The organism is Streptomyces sp. MMS24-W38, assembly GCF_059889265.1.
Genome location: NZ_JCBCPP010000001.1, coordinates 4,550,637 through 4,569,315, shown reverse-complemented (window position 1 = coordinate 4,569,315; position 18,679 = coordinate 4,550,637). Strand labels below are relative to the sequence as shown.

Annotated in this window: 16 protein-coding genes and 1 pseudogene; 3 read left to right on the top strand and 14 right to left on the bottom strand. The window is 70.8% G+C overall.

Features of this window, described 5'->3' with window-relative positions; genetic code table 11:
* Positions 1-2: 2 nt before the first annotated feature.
* Together AC6F7H_RS19700 and AC6F7H_RS19695 are read right to left on the bottom strand one after the other, a co-directional pair.
* Positions 3-1,472, bottom strand: coding sequence for an aldehyde dehydrogenase family protein (locus AC6F7H_RS19700; RefSeq protein WP_500758252.1), 1,470 nt, complete (start codon positions 1,470-1,472; stop codon positions 3-5).
* 30 nt (positions 1,473-1,502) lie between these two features.
* Positions 1,503-2,243, bottom strand: a complete 741-nt coding sequence (locus AC6F7H_RS19695; protein ID WP_500758251.1) for an aquaporin — start codon at positions 2,241-2,243, stop codon at positions 1,503-1,505.
* Positions 2,244-2,491: 248 nt separating this feature from the next.
* Here AC6F7H_RS19695 and AC6F7H_RS19690 point away from each other — a divergent pair, with 248 nt between their 5' ends.
* The gene (locus tag AC6F7H_RS19690; protein ID WP_500758250.1) at positions 2,492-4,150 is read left to right on the top strand and encodes an IclR family transcriptional regulator domain-containing protein; all 1,659 of its coding nucleotides are present in this window, start codon (positions 2,492-2,494) and stop codon (positions 4,148-4,150) included.
* 91 nt (positions 4,151-4,241) lie between these two features.
* On the opposite strand, the gene AC6F7H_RS19685 is transcribed toward AC6F7H_RS19690, so the two are convergent.
* A complete protein-coding gene (locus AC6F7H_RS19685; protein WP_500758249.1) occupies positions 4,242-4,430 on the bottom strand; it encodes a hypothetical protein in 189 nt (62 codons plus the stop codon).
* 11 nt (positions 4,431-4,441) lie between these two features.
* Positions 4,442-5,026, bottom strand: a complete 585-nt coding sequence (locus tag AC6F7H_RS19680; RefSeq protein WP_500758248.1) for a helix-turn-helix domain-containing protein — start codon at positions 5,024-5,026, stop codon at positions 4,442-4,444.
* A 368-nt stretch (positions 5,027-5,394) separates the two neighbouring features.
* Here AC6F7H_RS19680 and AC6F7H_RS19675 point away from each other — a divergent pair, with 368 nt between their 5' ends.
* On the top strand, positions 5,395-5,682 hold the full coding sequence (locus tag AC6F7H_RS19675; RefSeq protein WP_500758247.1) for a hypothetical protein: 288 nt from the start codon (positions 5,395-5,397) through the stop codon (positions 5,680-5,682).
* A 16-nt stretch (positions 5,683-5,698) separates the two neighbouring features.
* On the opposite strand, the gene AC6F7H_RS19670 is transcribed toward AC6F7H_RS19675, so the two are convergent.
* The 8 genes and pseudogenes from AC6F7H_RS19670 to AC6F7H_RS19635 all read right to left on the bottom strand — a co-directional run bounded on the left by AC6F7H_RS19670 (position 5,699) and on the right by AC6F7H_RS19635 (position 14,919).
* Positions 5,699-6,361 (bottom strand): response regulator transcription factor, encoded by a 663-nt coding sequence (locus tag AC6F7H_RS19670; RefSeq protein WP_500758246.1) that lies wholly within the window; start codon positions 6,359-6,361, stop codon positions 5,699-5,701.
* 2 nt (positions 6,362-6,363) lie between these two features.
* Positions 6,364-7,796: pseudogene (locus tag AC6F7H_RS19665) on the bottom strand (MMPL family transporter); the annotation flags it as partial.
* A gap of 215 nt (positions 7,797-8,011) precedes the next feature.
* Positions 8,012-9,280: a hypothetical protein gene (locus tag AC6F7H_RS19660; RefSeq protein ID WP_500758245.1), complete on the bottom strand. Its 1,269-nt coding sequence runs from the start codon at positions 9,278-9,280 to the stop codon at positions 8,012-8,014.
* A gap of 86 nt (positions 9,281-9,366) precedes the next feature.
* Positions 9,367-10,389: an SCO2521 family protein gene (locus AC6F7H_RS19655; protein ID WP_500758244.1), complete on the bottom strand. Its 1,023-nt coding sequence runs from the start codon at positions 10,387-10,389 to the stop codon at positions 9,367-9,369.
* A 1-nt stretch (position 10,390) separates the two neighbouring features.
* Positions 10,391-11,356 carry an SCO2522 family protein gene (locus tag AC6F7H_RS19650; RefSeq protein WP_500758243.1) on the bottom strand — a complete coding sequence of 322 codons (966 nt, stop codon included), beginning with the start codon at positions 11,354-11,356 and terminating at the stop codon, positions 10,391-10,393.
* Entirely contained in the window at positions 11,353-12,270 is a 918-nt protein-coding gene (locus AC6F7H_RS19645; RefSeq protein WP_500758242.1) for an SCO2523 family variant P-loop protein, read from the bottom strand. Before AC6F7H_RS19645 ends, AC6F7H_RS19650 begins: the two co-directional genes overlap by 4 nt.
* Positions 12,271-12,273: 3 nt before the next feature.
* Positions 12,274-14,115, bottom strand: a complete 1,842-nt coding sequence (locus AC6F7H_RS19640) for an SCO2524 family protein (protein WP_500758241.1) — start codon at positions 14,113-14,115, stop codon at positions 12,274-12,276.
* Between the two features lie 54 nt (positions 14,116-14,169).
* A complete protein-coding gene (locus AC6F7H_RS19635; RefSeq protein WP_500758240.1) occupies positions 14,170-14,919 on the bottom strand; it encodes an SCO2525 family SAM-dependent methyltransferase in 750 nt (249 codons plus the stop codon).
* Positions 14,920-15,268: 349 nt separating this feature from the next.
* Here AC6F7H_RS19635 and AC6F7H_RS19630 point away from each other — a divergent pair, with 349 nt between their 5' ends.
* The gene (locus tag AC6F7H_RS19630) at positions 15,269-15,817 is read left to right on the top strand and encodes a GNAT family N-acetyltransferase (protein WP_500758239.1); all 549 of its coding nucleotides are present in this window, start codon (positions 15,269-15,271) and stop codon (positions 15,815-15,817) included.
* Positions 15,818-15,837: 20 nt separating this feature from the next.
* On the opposite strand, the gene AC6F7H_RS19625 is transcribed toward AC6F7H_RS19630, so the two are convergent.
* Positions 15,838-16,536, bottom strand: coding sequence for a TerB family tellurite resistance protein (locus tag AC6F7H_RS19625; protein WP_500758238.1), 699 nt, complete (start codon positions 16,534-16,536; stop codon positions 15,838-15,840).
* A 184-nt stretch (positions 16,537-16,720) separates the two neighbouring features.
* Positions 16,721-18,442, bottom strand: a complete 1,722-nt coding sequence (gene leuA / locus AC6F7H_RS19620) for a 2-isopropylmalate synthase (RefSeq protein ID WP_500758237.1) — start codon at positions 18,440-18,442, stop codon at positions 16,721-16,723.
* Positions 18,443-18,679 lie beyond the last annotated feature (237 nt).

The following is an 18,679-nucleotide window of genomic DNA, read 5'->3' as shown; positions in this document are numbered from 1 at the left end:
CGTCAGATCGGGAAGCGCGCGTGTCCCACGGCCTGCGCGGTGACCCAGCGCGTGTCGGTGAATGCCTCGGCGCCCGCCTGCCCGCCGAAGCGGCCGTAGCCGGAGCTCTTCACGCCGCCGAAGGGGGCCTGCGGTTCGTCCGCGATGGACTGGTCGTTGACGTGCACGATGCCCGTACGCAGACGGCCGGCGACCTCCAGCCCCTTCGCCAGGTTCTCGGTGATGACGCCCGCGGTCAGCCCGTACGGAGTGTCGTTGGCGAGCGCGATGGCCTCCTCGGCGCTGTCGACCACATGGACCACGGTCGCCGGACCGAAGATCTCGTCGTGGTGGACCTTCATCTCCCGGGTGACCCCGGTGAGGACGACCGGGCGGATCAACGTGCCCGGCTCCTCGACCTCACCGGTGCCCGCGGCCAGTTCGGCGCCCTGGGCGACCGCGTCCGCGACGAGCGCCGAGACCCGGCGTGCCGCGGCCTCGCTCACGACCGGGCCGACCGCCGTGCCCGGGTCGCTCGGATCGCCGCAGGACAGTGCCTGGACGCGGGCGGCGAACTTGGCCGTGAACTCGTCGGCGACCGCGCGGTGGACGATGACCCGGTCCACACACATGCAGATCTGCCCCGCGTTCATGAAGGAGCCGAAGACCGCGGCGTCCACCGCGTATTCGACATCCGCGTCCTCCAGCACCAGCAGGGCGTTCTTGCCTCCGAGTTCGAGCACGGCGGGCTTGAGGTGCTGGGCGGCCTGGACGCCGATGGTGCGGCCGACCTCCGTGGAACCGGTGAAGTTGACCATACGCACCCGGGGGTCGGCGATCAGTGCGGAGACCACCTCGGCGGCGTCGGCGCGGTCGTTGGTGACGACGTTGAGCACGCCCGCGGGCAGCCCCGCCTCGTGCAGGACGTCCGAGATCAGCAGACCGCAGGCGATCGGCGCGTCCTCGCTGGGCTTCATCACCACCGTGTTGCCCATCGCGATCGGCATGGCGACCGCGCGGACGCCGAGGATGACCGGCGCGTTCCACGGCGAGATCGCGGCGATCACCCCCTTGGGCACCCGCACCTGCGCGGAGTGGACGCCGTCGGCGTTGGTCGCGAGGGTCTGTCCGGTCGGGCGGCTGACCTCGGCCGCCGCCTCCAGCAGGATGTCGGCGGCCAGGTGGGCGTTGAAGCCCGCCCAGGCCGCGACGCCGCCGACCTCCGTCGCCATCAGTCGTACGACCTCCTCGGTGCGCTCGGCCATCAGCTGTGCGGCGCGCAGGAAGATCCGGCGGCGTTCGGCCGGCTTGGTCGCGGCCCACGCCTCGAACGCGGCGTCGGCGGCGTCCACGGCACGGCGGACGTCGTCCGGGGTGCCCGCGGCGACCTCCGCGCAGACGGCGCCGGTCCAGGGATTGATATCGGATGCGGTGCGGCCGGAGGAGGCGGCGACCTCCTGGCCGTTGATGATCAGTCCTCGGGAGATGGACACGAGTGCTCCTGTACAGGGGGACGTGAGGGCTCAGGCCTCGGCGGGTGAGGGGGCAGCGGCCCGGCGGCCGCGCAGGGCACGGTGGGCGAGGCCGACCAGGGCCGGGGCGGCCAGCGGCGCGATCATGTAGTTCCAGAAGTGCTCGTACGTACCGGAGAGCAGGGCCGGACCGAGGGCGCGCGCCGGGTTGATGCTCGCGCCGGTCACGGTGCCCAGGGTCGCGATGACCACGCCCACGCCGACGCCGATGACCGCCGGGATCAGCGCCCCCAGAGCGGGTCTGGTCATCACCAGCGCAACCGTGACGAAGACCGCGGCGAGCGCGGCTCCCTCGATGAGGAACAGTTCGACCGCACCGGTCCCGGGTGCGGGGTGCACGGCTCCGTGTCCGACCTGGCGCACGGCCCCGCCCCACACCAGCCCGGCCAGCGCGGTCCCGGCCACGGATCCGGCGAGCTGCGCGGTGACGTACGGGAGGACGGCGCGGGACGGGAAGAGACCGCTCGACCACAGGAAGACGGTGACGCCGGGGTGCATGTGGCCCCCGGACGCGCGGCCGGGCGGCGAGTACATCAGGCCCGCGATGAGCGCGGCGACCGCGACTCCCGCGGTGGCGAACAGGGTGTGCGGGTCGCCGATCGCCAGCGGCGACCCGGGGTGCGCCAGCCAGCGGATCAGGCTCACCACGACGAAGAGAAGCACCGTGGTCAGCGCGAATTCGTACGCGCTGTGCCGGACGAGATCCGCGCGGCTCTGGGCGGAAGCGCTCATGGGAGTCCTCAGGGCAGGGGCAGCCCGGCGGGATGCGTCCCGCAGCACACCGGGCTACGATTTTTCGCTGAGTGAACTTATTTTCATTGAACGAGTGCGCCGAGTCTGTGGGATCGCCGAGAGGCTGTCAATGGCCGGTAGCGTTCTCCCGGAGACGGGTACGGCCTCATGCGCCGGGAAGCCGACATACAGGAGGAAGTGCCATGGCGCCGGGCGTTTCGAGGGCGGCACCGACGGCATCGGCGCCAATGGCCCCTTCGCCGGCCGATTCCCCGGCGGAAGCCGCCGGCCCGCTGGAGCGTGGACTGGCCGTGCTGCGGATCGTGGCCGACGCCCCCCACCCCGTGCGCCCGGGCGACCTCGCGCGCGCGACCGGCCTGGCGCGTTCGACCGTCGACCGGATCGCCGCGACCCTGACCCACCTCGACCACCTGCGCGCCGTGGGACGCGATCTCGTGCCCGCCCCGCGCCTGATGGAATTCGGCAACGCCTACCTGCACGCGAGCGGCATGTCCCGCGCGCTGCGGCCGAGCCTCGACCGGCTGGCCCGCGCCCTCGACGAGTCGGTCTCGGCGATCGTCCTCGACGGCTGCGACGCACGCATCGTCGGCAAGGCCGTCCCGCCCGGCCGGATGATCCCCCTGGGCTTCCGCGTCGGCGACCTACTGCCCTCCGAGCGCTGCGCGGCCGGTGCCGTACTCGCCACCGGATGGCAGCCCGACACGTACGACGCGTGGCGGGCCCGCCGTGCCGCCGACCCGCTGGACGAGAACTTCCCGGCCGTTCCCGCGCGCCGCGCCGCCGTTCCCCCCGACCGGACGGAGGCGGACTTCGCCGCCTGGACCGCGGCGGCCGACGCGGACGGCTGGGCGCTGGACGACCAACTGGTCGCCCCGGGTCTGGTCGCACTGGCGGTCCCGGTACGCGACCCCGACGGCCGGCCCGTCTGTGCGATCAGCGTGCTGGCGCACACCAGCCGCCACAGCGGCGACGAACTGCGCGAGCACGCGCTGGCCACGATGGAGGAGGAGGCCCTGCGCATCGCGGACGAGTTGTACGGCACCTCGAAGGCAGCCGCCGCGCCGCCCGCCGCCCCCGCCTACGCCGACGCCAAGCCCGAACTGGGACCGTCCTTCCTGCAGGCACTGGCCAGGGGCCTCGCCGTCCTGACCGCGCTCGGCCGGCAGCACGGTGGCCTCACGCTCGCGGAGGCCGCCGAGGCCTCCGGGCTCTCGTATCCCAGCACCCGCCGCAATCTACTGACGCTCCGTCAACTGGATTACGTGGAACAGCGCGGCCGCCGCTTCCTGCCGTCGCCGCGCGTCCTGGAGCTCGGATACGCTCGGTTGTCCACCCTCACCCTCGCCGACATCGCCCAGCTCCATCTGACCGAACTGGCCGGCCAGGTAAGGGAATCGGCCTCACTCGCGGTCCTCGACGGCGCCGAGGTCCGCTATGTGTCCCGGGCCGCGACCGAACAGATCACCAGCGCCCGGATCATGCCCGGCACCCGGCTGCCCGCGTACGCCACCTCCATGGGCCGGGTCCTGCTCGCGGATCTGCCCGAGGCGGACCGGCTGGAGCGGATCCAGACCCTGCGCCCCCAGGCCCTGACCCCGCACACGCTCACCTCGCTCGACGCGCTCGCCGCCGCCCTGGACCGCACCGCCGAGAAGGGATACGCCCTCGTCGAGCAGGAATTGGAGGCGGGACTGCGCTCGCTGGCCGTACCGGTCCGAGACCGGAGCGGGCGGGCCGTCGGAGCCGTGAACGTCGCCCTGCACGCCGGTCCGGAGCCGCCCGAGCACACCCTGGACGCCGTACTCCCCGCGCTGCGCGCCTGCGCCGCCCGCATCGAGTCCGACCTGGCCGTCGCGTCCGCCGGGGCTCCCGTACAAACGGGCTGACCATCCCCTCTTCGCAGCCGGCTGATTCACGCAGAACCTGGGAGCCCGGCACCGGCAGACCAGCTGAGGTGCACGAAGTGAATCGCTGGGGCTAGGACACGGTGACTGCCGCCCTGGGGGCGGCGGCGAGCCGCAGGCCGAACTCCACGAAGGTCCAGCCGAGACGGACCCGGAGGGCCCGGGGGTGTCCGACGGAGGCGGCGAGACGGTACGCCTCGGCCTGCGCGCGGAGTTCGGTGTCGCGGATGTGGTGCAGCGCGAGATGGGTCTCGGAGTGCATCGGGCGGCCTCTCAGTCCGTACGGGTGGGGATGACGTGCGTGTGAATGCGCACCTGCTCGACGTCCGGGGTGCCCTCGTCGAGGGCCAGGGTCCGGTAGCTCTCTATGAGCTCGTACATCTTCTCGCCGAGTTCGCGAGCGAGTTCGGGGGTGAGGCTCAACGTCCAGTCGCTCATGTCCGAGGCGCGTCTCCACTGCTCGGACCAGTCGTGGTGGGTACCGAGCCAGGTGGCGACTTCCCGGGTGTGGGTGTTCGCAGCCTCGTGCAGGTACAGGTCGGCGGCACCGCGCACCTCGGGGTCACGGTCCTCGAGCAGCGTTCCGTCGAACAGCACGCCCCGGTGAACCGCCTGCCACCACCGCTCCCGTCCCTTGCCGCGCTCCGGCGCGTCCTCGACGAAGCCGTGCGCGGCGAGCTGGCGCAGGTGATAGCTGGTCGCGCCGCTGGACTCCCCCAGCTTCGCGGCCAGTTGCGACGCGGTGGCCGGTCCCCCGTGCCGTAGTGCGTTCAACAACCGCATTCGCAAGGGATGTGCGAGCCCGCGCAGCGAGCGGGCGTCGAGACTGTGGAGCTGCGGGTCCTGGGAACCGTCCATGGCATCAACGGTAGCGTTGCAAAGAACCTGTTGCAACGGTTTCTTTGCAACGAGTCCTTTGGAAGATCCGCATCCCCTCGACGTCACCCGCATGGCATGCGTGTGCAACCCGTGATGGTGTGGCGCAGTTGTGCATGATCGGTTCAATTCATGCGTTTGCGGGTAGATCCGTCGAGTCGTGCGAATACGATCGCTCCCGTATGCGTCACGGAGCGCCACCCCATCTCCCTTATCCCACCGGGCTGTTGGTCCGACGTGAGGATGAACTGGCTATGACGCTGTTGGCGTGACATTTCGGCGGGGGTGCCACCGAGGCGGGCTCCGGGGCGGTCTCCTGTGAGGTAGACCGACATCCCTTGGAGATCCACGTGACCGCCTCCGCTTACGAGTTCGGCACCAATCACCGTGCCTTCGTCGACCCTTACGCCCTCGACGGGAGCAGCTTCGGTGACTACCACCTGACGCCGCCGCGCCCAGGTGAACGGCTGGACGTCGCCATCGACCCGCAGGACCGGCGCCGTCTGGAGCTGCACGCGGCCCTGACCGCGGCCGGTATCCCACCCCGACCCGAGGACCGCGAGGCCATCGACCGGCTCAGCGCCCTGCCCGGCAACATCAACAGCACGATCCAGCGCTGGCTGGCCCACGCCCTCTGAGCGACGGCGTCGCCGGTCACGGTGTGCCCGGCGCCACCAGGCCCGACTCGTAGGCCACGATGACCAGTTGGGCACGGTCGCGGGCCGCCAGCTTGCCCATGATCCGGCTGACATGGGTCTTCGCCGTGAGCGGGCTCAGCCCCAACGCCTCCGCCACCTCGGTGTTGTTGAGCCCGCGCGCGACCAGCGTGAGCACCTGCCGCTCGCGGCCGGACAGGCATTCGGGGCCCGCCGTCACCGGCATCGCCGGACTGCGCAGGAACCGCTCGATCAGCCGCGCGGTGGGCCCCGGCGACAGCAGCGCCTCCCCGGCGGCCACCGTGCGGATGGCGTCGAGGAGTTCGGCGGGCCTGGTGTCCTTGACCAGGAAGCCGGAGGCACCGGCGCGCAGCGCGTCCACGATGTTCTCGTCGGTGTCGTAGGTGGTGAGGACGAGCACCTTCACCCCGGCGAGGTCCTCCTCGGCGGCAATCAGCCGGGTGGCCTCGATGCCGTCGAGGTCGGGCATCCGGATGTCCATGACGACGAGGTCGGCGCGTCGGGTGCGGGCCAGTTCGGCCGCTTCGCGGCCGGTGGCGGCCTGACCGACGACCTCCATGTCGGACGCCGACTCGACGAGCAGGGCGAACGCCTCCCGTACGAGGGTCTGGTCGTCGGCGAGCAGTACGCGGATGGTCATGCGGTCCGGGTTCCTTCCGCGATGGTGGCGGCCGTGGCGTCCGTGAGGGCGGACGTGGTCAGCGGCAGGGTGGCAGTCACCCGGAAGCCGCCTCCCGCGCGGGCTCCGGCGTCGAGTGTGCCTCCCACGCTGCGCGCCCGTTCCCCCATCCCGACCAGCCCGAATCCGGGGGCACCGTCCGGGTCCGGTCCGGCGCCGTCGTCGGTGACGGACAGGTGCAGGGCGCCGTTCTCCGTGCGCGGGTCGACGCGGACGAACGGCTCGGGGCCCGCGTGCCGGACCGCGTTGGTCAGCGCCTCCTGCACGATGCGGTACGCGGCGACGCCGACGGCGAGGACGGCGGCGGGCCGGCGGGCGGCGGAGGTGCCCATGGCGGCGAGCGGCGGGCCCTTGGTTCGCTGCCGTAGGCGGGGATCAGCGGCCAGAACACGCGCCGCCCGAGCAGGACCAGCACGGCGGGCAGCAGGGTGGTCATCGCGACCAGCGCGGCGAGCACGCCGATCATGCCGACGGGGCCCATGCCGCTGCTGCTGTTGAGGTCGGCGGCGACCAGACACAGCAGTCCGGCCGCGACGGTGCCGGAGGAGACGAGGATCGCCGGTCCGCAGCCGCGCAGGGCGGTGCGCATGGCGTCGTGGGGGCGTTCGTGGCGGCGCAGTTCCTCGCGGTACCGGGAGACGAGCAGCAGCGCGTAGTCGGTGCCGGCGCCGAGGACGAGCACGGTCATGATGCCGCCGCTCTGGCCGGTGATCGTGACGTCGAACAGTTCGTGGAGCCCGTATCCGGCGGCCATCGCGAGGGCCGCTGCCGCGCCCGCCACGGTGAGCGGGACCAGCCACAGGAACGGGCTGCGGTAGATCAGGACGAGCAGGACGGTGACGACGCCGAGGGTGGCGAACAGCAGGGTGCCGTCGATCCTCTCGAACACCTTACCCATGTCCGTCTGGAGCGCGCCGGGCCCGCCGACCTCGACGCTCAGCCCACCGCTGCCGGCACTGTCGGCGATCTCGCGCGCCTCGTCGACGAAGGCGTTGCGTGCCTCTTCGTCCTGGCCGGGCCCGGTGCTGGAGACCGGGTACATGAGGGTGCTGCCGTCCTCGGAGGGAACGCCCCGCGGCTCGCCCGACAGCTCGTGGGTGTCCGCCACTTCGGCGACCTGCTCGGCGGCGGTCCGCCGGTCGGCCGCGGTCAGCCCGCCGTCCCGGTGATAGACGATCACCAGGTCGGTCGACTCCCCGCCGGGCAACTCGTCCTGGATGCGGGCGACCTGAGTGGAGTCGGCGCTGTCGGGCAAGTAGTCGACGGCCCGGTTCTGCTGCACATAGCTGAACTTCCCGGCCAGCGGCCCGACCAGCACGAGCGCGGCCAGCCACAGCCCGACCACCACCCAGGGCACGGCGCGCCCCCGCCGTGCCCGTGTCCTTGTGTCCCCCATGGCCTCGTCTCCCTCCGCTCGGTCGGCCTGAATCGTTTTCCAGACTCCCGGCGCGGGGAAACCGATACGTCGGACGCGAGAGCGAGTTGACCGGTACTGCGGAGGGTGACGCGGGGGGGGCGGTCTACTCCCCCGGGAGTAACGGGGCGCGGGCCGGGCGGGGGTGGAGGTCAGGCGGGGACGGGGGGCGGGCGAGGGCCGGGCGGGGCGTCGGCTCAGGCACCGTCGACTATCCAGGTGCCTTCCTCCTCGTCGTCGACCCGCACCTCCAGTTCGCGGATGCCCATCCCCGCCTCCCAGAGTTTCCAGAAGCGCTTCATCTGCTCCTGGACGTGGTCCTGATGTGCGATGAGCCGGGTTCTGACGTTGACGTCGCGCAGGTCCTGCTCGATCTCGAAGGACACTTCCTCGTCATAGACGATGAAGTCGTTGGCGGTGCCGCGCTGGATGTGCGGCGGCAGTTCCGGCAGCACCGCCACGCGCACCTCGATGCGCAGCGCCTCCTGCTCGTCGCACAGCCGCAGCAGCCGGTCGTCGAGCTCGCGTGCGCTTTCCAGCAGGAACAGCCGCCGTACGGGCACCCCGTGCTCCTCGATCGCCTGCTTCTGCGCGTCGAGGTAGCGGCCGGCGGGTTCGCTGTTCCAGAACTCCCGGTCGACGGATGTGCTGATGGCGCAGATGGACTGCTCCGCGATGTGGGTGAGGGTGAGCATCCAGTCGTGGTTCTCCCCGTGGCTCTCCACGCTCAGCCTGGTGAGCGCTGACATGTGCCCGATCACCCGCTGCATCTCCAGCCGGATGAAGGAGTAGAGGAGTGGGGATCCGGGCGCCAGGACGTCGGCGAAACGCTGGGCCAGTTCGGGTACGCCGTCCATGCGGACCCGGTCCAACGCGGGGTAGGGCTGCGGGATCCGGTCCAGCTGAGCGAAGCGGTTCTCGACCAGCTGCTTCATGTCCTCGGTGTGCCTGGTCAGACCGGTCCGCATCTCTTCGGTGTGCCGGGTGAGGCCGGTCCTCAGGTCGTCGTCGTACCGCTGGAGACCGTCCCGCACGGTGTTCTGCACCGTGGCGGCCGTCTCGGTCAGTACGTGCTCCGCCCGCCGGTCCCGCTCCCGCGCCCCGCGGTCCGGGCCGAGGAGGGTCAGGACGGCCACGGCGGCACCGGCGCAGAGCGCGGCGGCGGCGAGCTGCCGTGCCGTACCGACGTCCGGGGCCAGCAGCACGGCGACGCCCCAGACGAGGAGGCCGAGGACCACACCGGCCAGTAACCGGCGCGTCCACGGCGCCGGATCGTGGCGTGCGGCCGGCCTGTCCGATGCGTTCGGTGTGGCCGGTGCTCCCGTTGCGTCCGGCACCACCGGTGCCTCCGCCGAGAGGGGTAACGGTGTGGTGCCCGGGTTGTCCGGCGGTCCCGCCTGTGCGGGAATCGCCGTGCCGGGTTCGGGCTGGGTGCCCTCGGACTCAGGTGATGGTGCCGTGCTCATCTCGCTCTCCCCCCGTTGGGATACGCGTCGGATCGGGGTGCGGAAATGTGCGTGGAACCGGGTCTCGGCGGTTGCCCGGTGTCCGGTCAGGGACCCATGTCCACCTCCCGGTACGGGGCGGGGATCGCGTGCAGCGTGAGCTGGTCGCGGATGCGCTGCACGAGGGTCTGCCACTGCCGCGTGAAGCCTGGCCGTTCCTCCAGCGCGTCCCAGAGCGGCGCAAGGTCCTGCGCCACCCGGGCCCGCGGCATCCACAGGTGCAGCAGATGGTCGACGGCGGGCCGCAGCGCTCTGACCACGGTGGGACGCTCCTCGCCCACTCCCGGTCGCTGCCGGGCGGGCGGTGCTCCGGCCGCCCCGGCTCCGGCTCCCAGCCGGATGCCGTCAAGGATGCGGACCACGGTGGTGAGCAGCCAGTCGTGCAGGGCGAGATCGTCGCAGAGCCCGGCGATGCCGTCGCTGGGTGTGCCCTCGGGCACCCGGAGCCGTACCGTGCGCAGCTCGTCCTCGGCGAGGGTGAACCGCTCGATCGACGGGCCGGCGCCGGGGTCAGCGGGCAGGGCCACCCAGCGGAGGCGGGTGGGCCGGGACCTGAGGGGCGGACGGTGGTCGAGCAGGGGGTGGCGCAGCAGCCGGGTGTGAAGTCCGTCCGCGATCAGACCGACATCGAGATCGCCGTGTCGCCCGCCGGTCAGCACGCCCTCGGCCACCGCCTCGTGGGGCAGCTTTCCGAACGGCTCGACCACGCCGGGCCGCACCAGATAGTGGCCCCACGGCCGCCGATGGTCAGGACCTTTGGCCAGGACCCTGAAGTACGCGGAGGACTGGAGCAGGCGCCCCTCGGTGAGTACGGCCCGTGCGGCGACCGTGCCGACGGCGCGGACCCGGGCACCGTTGGCGCTGGGCAGGGGGCAGTCGACGCCGGTGAGGGTGTCGGGCGAGCGCCCGTAGAGGTTGGGACGTTCGGAAAGCAGGACGCGTTCGTCGGCACGCAGTCCGAGGAGCTGGGCGGCGGCCCGGCTGTCGAGGGCCTGGAGGGCCGGAAGCAGCGAGGTGCGGACCTCGCCGCAGGCGAGCACGACGCGCGGTGCGGTCTCCCTCGGCCTCATGTCACGGCCCCGCGTAGAAGACGTAGGAGAGGCGGTCGGCGACCGAGTCGGGGACGGTCACCTTCTCGCCGGCGGACCGTCGGGCGACCTGACGCAACGCTTCGGGGTCCACCTCGGTCTGGTCGAGAATGACGCGGACCGCGTGCTCGACGGGCTGGAACCGGTTGGGCATCACCGAACAGGTTCGGTAGGCGGCGAACGGGTCCGCCCGGGGGGCGAGCCGGATCAGCGGGGGCAGTTCGTCCCAGTCCTCGGGGAAACCGGAGGCGGTGTGCGGCTGGGGTTCGAGGACGGCCTCGCCCTCGGTGCGCAGCAGGCCGAGGCGGGCGAGCTGCCACACCGCGGCGAGGAAGGGGCAGGACCAGGTGCGCTGCCCGTCGGGTGCGTCGCTCCAGAGTTCTACGTCCAGGAAGACGGAATGGCGGCGAGCCACGGTCTCCTTGGGCGGCTGCCAGGCAGCGGCTCTTTTCATCGCCTGCGGGGCGCGCGCGACGGGGCTGCGCTCGCCGTTGGCCAGCCAGCCGGTCTGCGCGACCGGCGGGCGCAGACCGTAACTTCCGGGTGGTGGTTCCTCGACGAGCCGGCCGGCCACCGCCTCCGCGACCGGTACCTTGCCGGCGATCGCGCAACCGGACTCGCGGGCCAGGTAGTCGACGACGAGACCGGCCCGGTCGGCCTCCGCCAGCAGCATGGGGACGACTTCGGCGGGGCTGGAGAAACGGGTGAAGTAGTCGTCGATCAGGAAGCAGGTACTGATCCGGGGGCGTTTGCCGCCCGTCTGGGCGGCCGCCGCGGCCCGTGCCGCGTCCGCCCAGGGCCGTACCTGCGCGAAGTGCCGCCGCAGGTGTTCCGGACCGGCCTCGAAGTCCTCCATGTAGAGGTGGCCCAACTCCAGGGAGAGGTGCGACAGCGGCACCGCCTGAGTGCGCGGCTCGGCGGTGGTCTCGCGGAACACCGCGTCCGTCATGGCCGCCCCCAGCAGGAGTCGTCGGTCAGGCGTCGTGCGATCTCCTCCAGCGCCTCCAGCGTCTCCTTGTTGGCGATCTGGGTCGAGAGCACGTCCTCTTCCGTGATCAGCTGTTCGCGCCACTGCAGGATGGGCTCCAGCGGTACGACACCGAGCACCACGCTGTCACCGACCCGGTGCTCCGCCGCCAGCCGGCGCAGCGCCTCGTCGCAGGACTGCATCCAGGCGGCCTGGGCGGGCGAGCCCTGGGCCCACAGCGGCGAGTCCGGATCGGGTACGGCGGCCCGTACGAAACGGATGGCGCCCTGCAGCGCCTCCTCGTCGTGTCCTCGCTCGACACCGCCCTTGACGATGCCGTGGTCCTTGTGGACGAGCCCTGCGGCGGCGACCACGTGCTGTCGGGTCCAGCGGTGGAAGACGAGCCAGCGGAACGGGACGTGCCGCATCTGGGGGTGGGCCGTTGCCGCGAGGACCATGTCGACGGCGTAGCTGCGGCCGGCGCTCAGATCCACGATGATCAGGTCGAACTCGCTGTTCAGCCGCAGCAGGAGGTCGACGCATCGCTCCAGGGCGTCCCCGGCGGTGGCGAACTCGCCACCGCCGGCGTCGCCGGGTAACAGGACCAGGCGGCCGGACTGGTTGGGCCGGGCGCGCAGTCGGGGGTGCTCGGTCTGCCGCCAGACGTCGATCCGGGCCGGCTCGGTGACCTCACCCTCGAGGTAGGAGTGCAGGCCCCGCTCCTCGGTGCCGCGCATCGCGTCGGGGACGTCGAAGACGGCGGCGGCAGTCGGTGAGCCGAAGTCGAAATCGACGTATGCCACGTGATCGCCGGTGAGGGCGCGCTGGTAGGCCAGGTTGGCGCTGGTGACCGAGCGACCGGTGCCTCCTTTGTCGGAGGCGGCGAAGACGATCACGGTTCACACCTCCTGTGCGGCGGCGCCCCGGGCCTGGGCCAGGGTGTCGAGTTCCTGGAGCACGGGCAGGGCCAGCGCGAACGCGGTCGCGGGCCGGTCGTCGACCAGGCTCCGGGCGCGGTCCAGCCGGCTCTCGATGCTCCGCATGGCCCGGCCCCGGCTCCCCTCGGCGGTGGTCGAGGCCTCCAGTTGTTCCTTACCGAACAGATGGGTGGCCTCGCTCAGCAGCTCACGGGCCAGCTGAGCGAGTTCGGGACTGCGGATGGGCTGCTGCTCGTACAGGTTGCGCGCGGCGATCAGACACTCGGTGACACGTTCGGTGATGCTCCAGGAGAGGCGCCGGCCGACGCGTGAGTCCGGGAAGACGGCCCGCGCGTTGTCCCAGAGGCCTGCCCCCTCACCCTCCTCGATCCGCCGGTTCCACAGGTGCTCGAATGCCTGCTCGGCCAGGCGCAGCAGACGGTCCTGTGCGTCGACGTTCCGGGAGAGCTCCGCGAGCTGGATGATCCGCTTGAGGAGTTGCGCCGAGAAATCGGTCATCCGCCACTGCAGCGGCCCGCCGGACCGTTCCGATCCGGCGAGTGGCATGGTGACCCCGGGGTTGTGCAGCCCGACCGCGGGATCGTTCCTGGTCATACGGCTGGTGACCCGGCCGCGGTCGGCGAGGCGCTCCATGACGGAGACGGTGCGGGTGAGGTCGTCGTCGGTGGCTTTCCGGCGGACCAGGTCGTGGACGAGGATGGCCGCGACGGTCAGGGAGAAGTACTCCGACTCCAGCCGCAGGCCGGTGGTCTGCCAGGGAAGGTCCTCCAGGGGCCAGCGCCCGGCTCCGAATCGGGCGATGGCCGACCAGTACTGCTGGCTGAGTTCCCAGCGCAGGCGTAGGGCCTCGGCGAGTTTCTGCTGGTCGGTGTCGAGCAGCCCCAGGGTGAGGGTGCGCTCGGAGAACAGGTCCTGGATACCGTCCAGGGCGACCACGGTGAAGTACACGTAGGGCAGCCGGTCGGCGATGCCGTCGGGCTGGCCGGGCGCCTGGACGCTCAGGTCGGTGATGGTCGGCGCGTCCTTCACCACACTCCAGGCCCAGCCGCACTCGAAGAGCTGGCTCTCGTCCCGGATGCTCTCGTCGACCTGGATGCCGCGGCTGAGGCTTTCGATGATCGTGGCGCGCAGCGGCCGGAACCGGCGGGAGAACTGCTGGAGTACGGCCCGGTCGGACTGCCCGCCCTGTCCGATGACCTGGATCAGCCGCCGGCCCTGTTCGGACTCCGCGTCGAAGACGTTGACGGTGAAGGAACGCAGCAGGCTGATCATCGCGGCGGTCAGCCTGCGACTGGTGGCCTCTCTCAGCTCACCGACCGCCCTGCGCATCTCGGGACGGGTGGTGCTGTTCTCGTAGACCTTGAGGAATCCCAGGGTGGCGAGGCAGAGCGTGACGGACATGGAATAGGAGTCGACGACACCCAACTGGCTCTGTTCGTGGGTGAGTTCCCGCTGGGGGTCATCCGTCCTGAAGTAGTGCCCACCGGCGAAGGTGGGGCTTTCGTCCGGCCCTGTGTGGGTGCGCATGAACTGGGCCAGCGCGGTGATCAGGTTGGGAGGGATCTCCAGTCGGCTGCCGAGCCGCTCCAACGCCCCCAGGACGTCCCTCTCCGTGGTGTCGGGCTGGTCGAGGCGGAACGCGGGAACCTCGGTGGCGGGGTACAGCAGGCAGAGCAGCCGTTCCGCGTCCGCGACGCTGCTCAGCCCTTCGGTGTCCCCCCAGACGAGTTTCCCGTCGTCGAACGAATGACGGGCCGCGGCTCGCCAGATATCCAGCAGATGCTGCCGCGGCTTGATCTGCATCCCCGCACCCCCGTACAGATCTCGTTGTCCTGTGTTCAGACATGGTCCCCGTTCCTAGGGGGCCACAATCTCCGAATTGCGCCGTCCCAGGGCAAGGATGATTCCTTCGTGGCCCGGCCGCACCATATGGTGCAGATCATGGATCTCCAGCTCGGAGGTGAAGGGCTCCAGGCTCTCCCGGACCTGGTCCACGTTCACCCGGTAGGCCGGGTACCAGTGTTCGCCAACGCGGTATCCAGCGGATTCCTTCATGAACGCGGCGGCGAACGGAGCTTCCTCGTTCAGCACGTCCATGAAGCACCGCACGCCCCGCCGGAACTCGTCGGGGCACTCCGACATCGAATCGGCGACGAAGAACATCGTCCCGATGTCCCAGCGTCGCTGTCCATCGAGGTCCAGCAGGTTGGCCCGCTCCACGCGGACGATCTCGCTGATCCGGTCCTTCGGTTTGACATCGGCATAGGCGGGAGCCTCGCTCAGCTCGTTCCAGAACGCGTCCCAGGCCTCGTCGTAGCCCCCGGGCGCCGTCTGCCGCTCCAGGTACTCGACGTTCGGCTGCGCGTACTCGAGCAGGACGATCTTCTCGCACCACGGGAGCATGGCCAGGCCCGGATAGAGGTTCGCGCCGGCCCCGACGTCGACACCGCGCATCGAGTCCGGGACGCCCCGGACGAAGCAGCTGCTGAAGTAGTCGCGCATCAAGCGCACGATCAGGAGATCGACTTCGAGTGGTGTGCGGTAATTGAGGTCGACGTACACCTCAGGATCGAACTGCGACCACGGCGCATCGGCGTTGCGATCCATAATCACCCTGTCGTATTCCCATCAGTGTCGGACAAGACTGTGCGCCCTGCGCTCGTGCCCCGTGAACATCGGCAGGCGAAACAGCATATGACGGGATTCACGCGGTAAGCCGACGCGAAACGCGCAGAGAGTCCAAAACCGGCCGACCCCGAAGAACAGGCGCACGACGGGCGCACGACAGCACATCGCCGACAAATATGAACTCGTCCTTGCATGAGGCGAGTTGGGCGCTCACTCTAGCGAGGCGAAACCACCGGCGCCACCGGGGCTCCTACTCCTTGAGTGTGAACCGCGTCGGAGCTGTCGTGTTGACGTCCGCACATCCCGAACGTCTCGACTGGGGGGTGGCATGACCGCCGAACCGCTGGAGCACGCCCTGGACCGCCGTGGGTGTCTCGGGGAACCGGACCCGTTCCCCGACCTGCGGCCCCTGGTCCCGCGGACGGCACAGGAGTCCGACCTGCCCGAACTGCAACGGCTCGACGAGGCGGTCTTCCAGGAGGTCGCGTACCCCGCGTTCCTGTTGCGCCAGCTCTACGACATGTACGCCGAACACCTCCTGGTCCTCGACGACGGCGAGGGACGCCTGCGCGGCTACGTCCTGGCCGGGACCACGGTGCTCAACCGGGAGAGCTGGATCCTCGGCCTGTGCGTGGCCGAGGAGCGCCGCCGCCACGGACTGGGCCGGGAGCTGATGCTGGAGGTCCTGGCGCGGCTGCGTGACAGCGGGATCGAACTGGTCCGCCTGACGGTGGAACCTGCCAACCACGCGGCCATACTGCTCTACCGGTCCCTGGGCTTCCGCCCCGAACAGCCCGACGCGGGCCTGCGCAGGAACTACTTCGGGCCCGGCCACGACCGCCTGGTCATGCACCTCGAACTCACCGGGTTCCACTGAGCCGGGCCGGCCCCGAGCGGTCAGGACGGTGTCCGGGCCGCCGTCAGCAGGCGGGTCACGTCGGTCGAGCAGATGGTGAGGGCCGCGCCGACCGTGGCGAGGGCATCGCGTTCGGCGGGGGTGTAGGGGCCGTCGGCGAGGGCGATGCGGGCACCGCCCAGGAGGATCGATTCGCGGCCCGGGGCGGCGAGGTGCGGGGCCAGCGGGTCGAGGGCCTCGTGGAGTTCTGTGGCGAGACCCGCCGTGCAGGGCTCGCCGGTGAAGCGGCCGGTGTCGGCGGCCAGCGCCTCGACGAGCGCGGCCAGCCGGTCCTCGGTGCAGTCGTCGAAGCCGGCCGCGCGGACGGCGGCGACGGCGGTCTCCAGGGACGCCCGCGAGCAGGTGCCCGCGGCCAGCACCGCGAGGGCGACGGTGTGGACGGCGTCGCGGAGCATCGCGGAGAAGCGGGTGGTGGTGGGGTGGTCCAGGACGTCGGTGCCGAAGTGGCGGAGGCAGGCCGCGCATTCGACGACCGGGCCGGCCGTGCCGCGCGGCACCACGGGCACGCCGAGGAGGATGAAGCGGCGCTGTCCGGTCAGCCGCCGGTAGTTGCGGTCGCCGCCGCAACCGGGGCAGAAGAACTCCCCGTCGCCGACGGCCGTCCACGCGGTCCGGGTTCCCAGCAGGCGCGAGAGTCTGGTGACAGCGGCACGGCCGTCGGGTCCCCGTCCTGGCAGCACGTCGCACCTCCACATCGCCCCGGCCTCATCGCCGCGCTTGCGTGATGTTAGCCACATCGAAGAGTCTTCGTCAGTACCTCGCACGAGACCTTCCCGTGACCCGCACGGGGATTGGCCGGTAACCGACGGGGTCCCGCCCGCCGGAAACGGCGGGCGGGACCCCCGGACCTCTCGGAGCAGCTGTTCAGCGGGCCGCCCGGTTGACGGCCGAGACGACCGCCTTCAGCGAGGCGCGCGTGGTGTTCGCGTCGATTCCGACGCCCCACAGGACCTTCTCGCCGATGGCGCACTCGATGTAGGAGGCGGCCTGCGCGGAGGCGCCCTCGCTCATCGTGTGCTCCTGGTAGTCGAGCAGCCGTACGTCGACGCCGATGGACTGCAGGGCCGCGAAGAACGCGGAGATCGGGCCGTTTCCGCTGCCGGTCAGCACGGTGGCCGCACCGTCGACGGTGGCCTCGACGGTGAGCGTGTCGACGCCGTCCCGGTCGGTGGTGGACTGGCCGTTCTTGACCTGGATGCGGCCCCAGGCGTTGTCCGGGTTGGGCAGGTACTCGTCCTGGAACACCGACCAGATGTCGGCCGGGGTGACCTCGCCGCCCTCGGCGTCCGTCTTGGCCTGGATGATCTTCGAGAACTCGATCTGCATGCGGCGCGGCAGGTCCAGCTTGTGGTCGTTCTTCAGGACGTAGGCGATACCGCCCTTGCCGGACTGCGAGTTGACGCGGATGACGGCCTCGTAGGAGCGGCCGACGTCCTTGGGGTCGATGGGCAGGTACGGCACCGCCCACTCGATGTCGTCGACGGTGACGCCCCGGGCCTTCGCGTCGGCCTCCATGGCGTCGAAGCCCTTCTTGATGGCGTCCTGGTGGGAGCCGGAGAAGGACGTGTAGACCAGGTCGCCCACGTACGGGTGGCGCGGGTGGACCTCCATCTGGTTGCAGTACTCCCACGTGCGACGGATCTCGTCGATGTCGGAGAAGTCGATCTGCGGGTCGACGCCCTGGGAGAACAGGTTCATGCCCAGGGTGACCAGGTCGACGTTGCCGGTGCGCTCGCCCTGCCCGAACAGGCAGCCCTCGACGCGGTCGGCGCCGGCCATCAGGGACAGCTCGGCGGCGGCCACGGCCGTGCCGCGGTCGTTGTGCGGGTGGACGGACAGGCAGACGTACTCGCGGCGGGACAGGTTGCGGCCCATCCACTCGAAGCGGTCGGCGTGGGTGGAGGGGGTGGAGCGCTCGACGGTCGCCGGCAGGTTGAGGATGATCTCGCGGCCCGGACCGGGCTGGTAGACGTCCATCACCGCCTCGCAGACCTCCAGCGCGAAGTCCAGCTCGGTGTCGGTGAAGATCTCGGGGCTGTACTGGTAGCCGAAGTGCGTTTCCGGGCCCAGCAGCTTCTCGGCGTACTCCACGACCAGGCGGGTGCCGTCGACGGCGATCTGTTTGATGTCGTCCTTGGAGCCGCGGAAGACCACGCGGCGGAAGACCGGGGCGGTGGCGTTGTACAGGTGCACGGTGGCGCGGCGGGCGCCCTTCAGGGACTCGACCGTACGCTCGATCAGGTCCTCGCGGGCCTGGGTCAGCACGGAGATCGTGACGTCCTCGGGGATGGCGTCCGGGTCCTCGATGATGGAGCGCACGAAGTCGAAGTCGGTCTGGCCGGAGGCCGGGAAGCCGACCTCGATCTCCTTGTAGCCCATCTTGACCAGCAGGTCGAACATCGCGCGCTTGCGGGCGGGCGACATGGGGTCGATCAGGGCCTGGTTGCCGTCGCGCAGATCGGTGGAGAGCCAGCGGGGGGCGGTGGTGATCCGGTTGCCCGGCCACGTCCGGTCGGGGATGTCGACCTGCTCGTAGCGGCCGTACTTGTGGATCGGCATGGAACTGGGCTGCTGGCGGTTGACCATGGTGCGTGGGCTCCTCGAGGGTCCGCGGTGATCCGGGATGAGACCGGAAAGGGACGGCCGACGGCGCAGCGCCAAACTCCGCGGGGAGGGGGTCGGCCTACTGCAGACCCTCACCGCGGCAGCTAAGGAGAAGCAGCCCGAAACGCATGATGCTGCGCAGCTTAACCGAGACACGGGCCCGTGCGAGCGTCCGTATCAGTATGCGGGACCAGAGGGAGGATCGGGACAAAAAGTGCC

Bases quoted from the DNA above. Each gene is read 5' to 3' on its own strand.
- AC6F7H_RS19650 (WP_500758243.1), bottom strand. From the start codon at position 11,356: ATGACGGACGCGGTGTTCCGCGAGACCACCGCCGAGCCGCGCACTCAG.
- AC6F7H_RS19690 (WP_500758250.1), top strand. From the start codon at position 2,492: ATGGCCCCTTCGCCGGCCGATTCCCCGGCGGAAGCCGCCGGCCCGCTG.
- AC6F7H_RS19670 (WP_500758246.1), bottom strand. From the start codon at position 6,361: ATGACCATCCGCGTACTGCTCGCCGACGACCAGACCCTCGTACGGGAG.
- AC6F7H_RS19680 (WP_500758248.1), bottom strand. From the start codon at position 5,026: ATGGACGGTTCCCAGGACCCGCAGCTCCACAGTCTCGACGCCCGCTCG.
- leuA (WP_500758237.1), bottom strand. From the start codon at position 18,442: ATGGTCAACCGCCAGCAGCCCAGTTCCATGCCGATCCACAAGTACGGC.
- AC6F7H_RS19630 (WP_500758239.1), top strand. From the start codon at position 15,269: ATGACCGCCGAACCGCTGGAGCACGCCCTGGACCGCCGTGGGTGTCTC.
- AC6F7H_RS19635 (WP_500758240.1), bottom strand. From the start codon at position 14,919: ATGGATCGCAACGCCGATGCGCCGTGGTCGCAGTTCGATCCTGAGGTG.
- AC6F7H_RS19685 (WP_500758249.1), bottom strand. From the start codon at position 4,430: ATGCACTCCGAGACCCATCTCGCGCTGCACCACATCCGCGACACCGAA.
- AC6F7H_RS19640 (WP_500758241.1), bottom strand. From the start codon at position 14,115: ATGCAGATCAAGCCGCGGCAGCATCTGCTGGATATCTGGCGAGCCGCG.
- AC6F7H_RS19655 (WP_500758244.1), bottom strand. From the start codon at position 10,389: ATGAGGCCGAGGGAGACCGCACCGCGCGTCGTGCTCGCCTGCGGCGAG.
- AC6F7H_RS19695 (WP_500758251.1), bottom strand. From the start codon at position 2,243: ATGAGCGCTTCCGCCCAGAGCCGCGCGGATCTCGTCCGGCACAGCGCG.
- AC6F7H_RS19660 (WP_500758245.1), bottom strand. From the start codon at position 9,280: ATGAGCACGGCACCATCACCTGAGTCCGAGGGCACCCAGCCCGAACCC.